At 71.1% G+C, this 4,434-nt stretch carries 3 protein-coding genes; 1 reads left to right on the forward strand and 2 read right to left on the reverse strand.

What is annotated here, in order from left to right:
• Positions 1–243: 243 nt before the first annotated feature.
• On the reverse strand, positions 244–1,194 hold the full coding sequence (locus tag ACFY0P_RS16815; RefSeq protein ID WP_388912772.1) for an aldo/keto reductase: 951 nt from the start codon (positions 1,192–1,194) through the stop codon (positions 244–246).
• A gap of 51 nt (positions 1,195–1,245) precedes the next feature.
• Positions 1,246–2,904, reverse strand: coding sequence for an FAD-binding oxidoreductase (locus tag ACFY0P_RS16820; RefSeq protein WP_388912776.1), 1,659 nt, complete (start codon positions 2,902–2,904; stop codon positions 1,246–1,248).
• Positions 2,905–3,300: 396 nt separating this feature from the next.
• Between ACFY0P_RS16820 and ACFY0P_RS16825 the strand changes: the two genes are divergently transcribed.
• The gene (locus tag ACFY0P_RS16825) at positions 3,301–4,278 is read left to right on the forward strand and encodes a nitroreductase/quinone reductase family protein (RefSeq protein ID WP_388912779.1); all 978 of its coding nucleotides are present in this window, start codon (positions 3,301–3,303) and stop codon (positions 4,276–4,278) included.
• Positions 4,279–4,434 lie beyond the last annotated feature (156 nt).

Below are 4,434 nucleotides of genomic sequence, written 5' to 3' on the forward strand. Positions count from 1 at the left end.
GTGAGGCCAGGTTGGTCGCGCCCGCGCGGTGGAGCCGCATATCGGGTACAGCCCCGCGCCCCTGGGTTGGCTGCGGTTCGCTTGGTCGGGAAGTGAGGGTCGGCTGCGGTTGGCTCGGTCGGGAAGTGAGGGTCTGCTGCGGTTGGCTCGGCCGAGAAGTGGGGGCTGCCTGCCGGCGCCGGGCGAAGGGTGTTCGGGGCGGCGCCGGCAGGCGGGTCGGCGGGGGTTGCCCGCCGAGGTCGGTCAGGCCTCCGGGGCGCCCAGGGGCTCCGGAAGCGCGTCCAGTTCGGCCAGGTCCTGGGCGGTGAGGGCGATGTCCGCGCCGCCGGCGTTCTGCTCCAGGTAGCGCTCCGTCTTGGTGCCGGGGATCGGCACCACGTACTCGCCCTTGGCCAGGAGCCAGGCCAGCGCCACCTGGGCGGTGGTCGCGTCGTGGCGGGCGGCGACGGCCGCCACCGCGTCGACGATCGCCTTGTTGTGCGCGAACGCCTCGTCGGTGAACCGCGGCTGCGTGCTTCGCCAGTCGTCCTTGGGCAGGTCGCCCGGCTTGCTGAACGCACCGGTGAGCAGCCCGCGCCCGAGCGGCGAGAACGGCAGGAACGCGATGCCCTGCTCCACGGTGTACGGAAGGACGTCCACGAAGGCGTCCCGGGTGAAGAGGGAGGCCTCGGACTCGACGGCGGCCACCTCGTGGACCGACTGGGCCGCCTTGACCTGCTCCAGGGTCACCGACGACAGCCCCAGCGCGCGGATCTTGCCGGCCGCGACCTGCTCGGCGAGGGCGCCCCAGCTCTCCTCCAGCGGCACGTTCGGGTCGACGCGGTGCAGGAAGTACAGGTCGATGTGGTCCACGCCGAGCCGCTGCAGGCTGGCGTCCACGGCGGCCGACAGGTGCTCGGGACGCCCGTCGAGCCCGAGCCCGTTCTCGTCGACGACCAGGCCGCCCTTGGTGGACAGCACGACCTCGTCGCGGCGGCCCTTGAGGGCACGGCCGACCAGCTCCTCGTTGGTGAACGGCCCGTACACGTCGGCGGTGTCGACCAGGTTCACGCCGAGGTCCAGGGCGCGGTGGATCACCTTGACCGAGGCGTCGTCGTCCCAGCCGTGCGGGTCGTAGCCGAAGGACATGCCCATGGTGCCGAGGCCCACACGGCCCACGACGGGACCGTTCTTGCCCAGGGTGGTGGTACGCATCGTCAACTCCAGTGTTGATGAGGGGGGATGGGAAAACAGGGGGAGAGGAGGTCAGGGGAGGCGGACCGACTGGCGGTGGTGGAAGACGTCGCCGGGGTCCCAGGCCTTCTTGACCTGCTGGAGACGGGCGTAGTTCTGCTTCCAGTACAGGTCGTGCCAGGCCACCGACGAGGTGTTGAACGCCGGGTCGGACAGGTCGCCGTCGGGGTAGTTGATGTAGCAGCCGTCGGTCACGTCGTTCGGGACGGGCACCCCGCCCGTGTCGCCGTACACGGAGCCGAACGCGCCGCGGATCCAGCCGACGTTCTTCGCGTCGTCGGCCTTGTCGTACCAGCGGCTCTCGAAGTTCACCTTCATGATCGCGTCGCGCTGGGCGACCGCGGTCGCCGTCGGTGCGACGCTCGCGATCCGGCCGCCGGACGCGGACAGCACGATGCCGGTCATGGTGCTCGGCTTGTCCGTGCTGGTGAGGTGGGCGTACATGGCGTCGATCTGCCGCTGCGGGGTGCGGGTGCGCAGGTGGGCCGACTTGTGGCAGCCCCGCGTGGTGGGGTCGAGCTGGGTCGGGGAGATCGCGCCGATGTACTTGGTGCCGCGCAGCCAGGGCTGCAGCCGGGTCGTGGTGTACGCGGTGTCCAGGACGCCGTCGTGGCGCGTGGTCGCCGAGTGCAGGCCCAGCGCGTCGTCCATCCCGGCCAGGAAGTCCGACAGGACGCTCGCCGCGTCCGGCAGCGAGGCGTCCAGCTGGACCACCGCGCCCATCGAACCGCTGTCGCGGTGGTTGAGCATCAGCCAGGAGTACAGCGAACCGGCCGTCGTACCGGGGGTGTTGTGCTGCTCGAACCAGGTGCCCCAGTAGTCGACCAGCCGGCCGAAGCCGTCCTGGGTGACCTTCTCCCAGGGCCAGCCCGCCAGCGTCAGGAAGATCTTGGAGGGCGCCTTCGGCAGCAGGTTCCCCGCCGGGCCGCTCGCCCCGGGCGTCCGGAACCAGAACGCGGTGATGACGCCGAAGCTGCCGCCACCGCCACCGGTGTGCGCCCAGAACAGGTCGCGCAACGCGGCGTCGGCGGAGTCCCGGGCCGCCACCACGCTGCGGGCGGTGCCGTTCGCGTCCACGACGACGACCTCGACGGCGTGCAGGTGGTCGACGGTCAGCCCGTACTGCCGGGACAGGTTGCCGTAGCCGCCGCCGGTGACATGGCCGCCGACGCCCACGCTGTGGCAGATACCGCCCGGGATGGTCACGCCCCAGCCCTCGTACAGCGCCTCGTAGACGTCGAGGAGCGTGCAGCCGGCGCCGACCTTGAAGGCGTTCAGCGAGCTGTCGAACGACACCGCGTTCATCAGCCCCATGTTGATGTTGACCTTGATGTCGGCGTTGAAGACGAAGTCCTCGAAGCAGTGCCCGCCGCCGCACACGGACAGCCGCTTGCCGGCGGTGACCGCCTCCTGCACCGCGGCGACCACCTCGGCGGTGGTCCGCGGCAGCACGACCTTGTCCGGACTCGACGTCCACCGCTGGTTGTTGCCGGATATCAGGTCCGGGTAGCGGCCGTCGGCGGGTGTGACGGCGACGGCCGCCGTGGCCGCCTTCGCCGACACCGGCGTACCGGCGGCGGCCCGGGCGTACGGCGCCGTGGCGAGACCGCCGCCGGCCGCGGCCGTGAACGCGATCCCGGAGCCGAGCTCCATGAACCGCCGTCTCTTCAACTCAGCCATCATTGACCCCCGTTATTGCTCGGATGCGCTCGACAGTCGACAGGAGAAGCGAGCGGCGCGGTGCAGGGAATTCGGAAGGAATACGCCCCGGCCTGCCGGCGGGGAACGCGTACGGGATACCGGCCGGAGATTTCTCCGGCGCCCGGCGGAACGTGCGGCCGCCGGCGCCCCGACGGACTCCATACCAACACCGTCCGCGCCCCGGACGCCAACCCCGCGCACCCACTTCGGCATGTCCGCCGGTTGTTCGCCGAACCCTGGGCGACTTACGGAACTCGCCCTTGTCCGCGGCCACCGCACACCGGAGGCTCGGGCGGACCCGGGTGGCAGAACCCGGCCCCCAACGCGTCCGCCGGCCGGGCGGACCGAGCCCGAACGGAGCGGACCTTGACCACACTTCCCGGAGCCCGGGCCGTCCACCACATCGCCTACACGGTCCCCGACCTGGACCAGGCGGTGAGCTTCTTCGTCGACGTCATCGGCGCCGAACTCGCCTACACCCTCGGCCCGGTCGAGGACCGCGAGGGCGACTGGATGACCCGCAAGCTCGGCGTCCACCCGGCCGCCTCCGCGAAGATCGCGATGCTGCGCCTGGGACCGGTCACCAACCTGGAGCTCTTCGAGTACTCCGCGCCCGACCAGGACCGCGCACGCCCCCGCAACAGCGACTGGGGCGGCCACCACTTCGCGATCTACGTCGACGACGTCGACAAGGCCGCCGCATACCTGCGTGAGATCCCCGGCGTAACCGTTCTCGACGAACCGGAGACCATCACCGAGGGTCCCATCGCGGGCGACCGCTGGGTCTATTTCACCACCCCGTGGGGCCTGCACATGGAACTCATCAACATGCCCGCCGGAATGCCCTACGAACAGAACACGGCTACCCGCCTCTATCTCCCCGAAGAAAGCTGGGACGCGCACCGTCCCGCCGCCCCCGTGGACGAATCCGTGAACAGCAACCCGTTCAACCGGAAGGTCATCCGGGAATTCCGCGAGAACGGCGGCCGGGTGGCCGACTTCGGCGACGTCCCGCTGCTGCTGCTCAGCACCACCGGCCGGCGCAGCGGCGCGACCCGGACGACCCCGCTGGTGCACCTGGAGCGCGACGGCCGGCACATCGTCTTCGCCGCCAACGGCGGGGCCGCCACCCATCCCGCCTGGTACCGCAACCTGGTCGCCGCCGGCACCGGCACCGTCGAACTCCCCGGCGGCCGCCGCTTCCTGGCCCGCCCCGAGCCGGTGCCCGCCGCCGAGCACGAGGAGCTGTGGGCCCTGCAGACCGCCCAGGACCCCAACTTCGCCCAGTTCCGCGGCCGCACGGGCCGCGCCATCCCGGTCGTCGAGCTGGTCCCCGTTGACTGAGGGCACAGGAAAGAGAGGAATCACGGTGCCGGAGACCGTCGCCACCAAGGAGTTCCGGGCCGCACGGGACTTCCTGCTGGAACACCGTGCGGACTACGCCACCGCCTACGCGGGCTTCGAGTGGCCGCGTCCGGACCACTTCAACTGGGCGCTGGA

This window comes from Streptomyces sp. NPDC001714, assembly GCF_042892755.1.
GTDB lineage: Bacteria > Actinomycetota > Actinomycetes > Streptomycetales > Streptomycetaceae > Streptomyces.